Origin of the sequence: Actinoplanes sp. NPDC048791, assembly GCF_040650095.1 — a bacterium.
In the GTDB taxonomy this organism is placed as follows: Bacteria; Actinomycetota; Actinomycetes; order Mycobacteriales; family Micromonosporaceae; genus Actinoplanes.
The window spans coordinates 1-1,441 of the sequence record NZ_JBEZGQ010001539.1 but is presented as its reverse complement, the minus strand read 5'-3'; the positions used below and the strand labels follow the sequence as shown (position 1 = coordinate 1,441).

The following is a 1,441-nucleotide window of genomic DNA, read 5'->3' as shown; positions in this document are numbered from 1 at the left end:
GACGCGGTCAAGCCGCTCGCCGCGTTCGTGCACGAGATGCGCCACGAGGTGGCCGACGGCGCGCGGCACGTCGGCACCGGCGTGGCGGTCGCGGGCCGGATCCGGCGCGCGGACGGCACGGTCCGCCTCTCCCCCACCGTCGAATGGGTCGACCCGGTCCGGGCCGCGCTCGGCGACGAGCTGGGCGACGAGCACCGGCTCACCGTCGGCAACCACGCCGACGTCTCGGCCCTGGTCGAGCACAGCCGCGGCGCCGCCGTCGGCTGCGACAACGTCATCTACCTGCACGGCGACGCCGGGGTCGCCGCCGGCATCATCGCCGGCGGCGCCCGGGTCACCGGGTACGGCGGCCACGGCGGCGACGTCGGCCACATGGTGGTCAACCCGTACGGCCGCAAGTGCGGTTGCGGGTCCCGGGGCTGCTGGGAAACCGAGATCGGCGAGCAGGCGCTGCTCCGGCGGGCCGGCCGCGAGGGTGAGACCGGCCGCGCGGCGGTGCTGAGCGTGGTCCGGGCGGCGATGCACGGCGACAGCCGGGCCCAGTTCGCGGTCCGCGAGGTGGGCGACTGGATCGGCTTCGGCGTTGGCAACCTGGCCAACATCTTCAACCCGGAAGCGGTGATCTTCGGCGGCACCCTGCGCGACGTCTACCTGGGCGCCGCGGCGCAGATCCGCAGCCGCCTGAACGAGGTGGCCCTGCCGGCGTGCCGTGAACACATCCGGCTGCGCACCCCGGGGCTGGGCAACGACGCGGCGCTGATCGGCGCGGCCGAGCTCGCGTTCCAGCATCTGCTGGACGACCCGCTGCTCGGCTGAACCCGAGGCCGGCCCGGGAGACACGCGAGCCGATCCGGTCCAGCGGCGCCCGACGCAGCGCGGTGGCCACCTGCACCGACCGGCTTCGCCTCAGCCGAGTCGAGCTCACCCGGCGACCCGTTACGCCAGCGCCAGCGGGCCATCGTCGCGGCCGGCAACGCGCTCTCACCTGGCCGATGGCGGCACCCTCGGCTCCGGTCCGGCACCGGCCGGGTCGCCTACCGCCGAGCCCGCAGACCCCGCGTCCCGTTCAGCGGCAGCGGCCCGCCCGGCACCGGGCGGTTCTGCGCATCGCCGACCCCTGCGTCCCGTTCAGCGGCAGCGCCAGCGGCCGATCCGGTGGCCGGTGCGGCGGTGGTTGTCGGCCCGGGTGCAGCGGGAGCCGCCGTTCAGTCCGTCGGCCGAACCCGCATCGGGGCCGGCGGCCGTGTCGTCGCCGGCGGCCGTGTCCGTGTCCACGTCGTCCCCAGCGCCAGCGCCGGCGCCGGAGCCGGCATCCTCGTCCACAGTGACGTCCGTCAGCGGTGGGGCCGACGGGGTGTCCCGTTGCTCCTGCACGGGCCCTGCAGCGAGATCGCCGCGATCATCACGCCCATGGCCGTCGCGACCAGCACGGCCGCCCCGA

2 protein-coding genes are annotated in these 1,441 nt (G+C 76.0%); one reads left to right on the top strand and one right to left on the bottom strand.

The annotated features are described in order from the left end of the window. A partial coding sequence (locus AB0C29_RS48255; RefSeq protein ID WP_360835075.1) for an ROK family protein occupies nt 1-816 on the top strand: 816 nt, incomplete at its 5' end. Between the two features lie 312 nt (nt 817-1,128). On the opposite strand, the gene AB0C29_RS48250 is transcribed toward AB0C29_RS48255, so the two are convergent. Then, nucleotides 1,129-1,275 (bottom strand): hypothetical protein, encoded by a 147-nt coding sequence (locus AB0C29_RS48250; RefSeq protein WP_360835073.1) that lies wholly within the window; start codon nt 1,273-1,275, stop codon nt 1,129-1,131. Nucleotides 1,276-1,441: the final 166 nt, after the last annotated feature.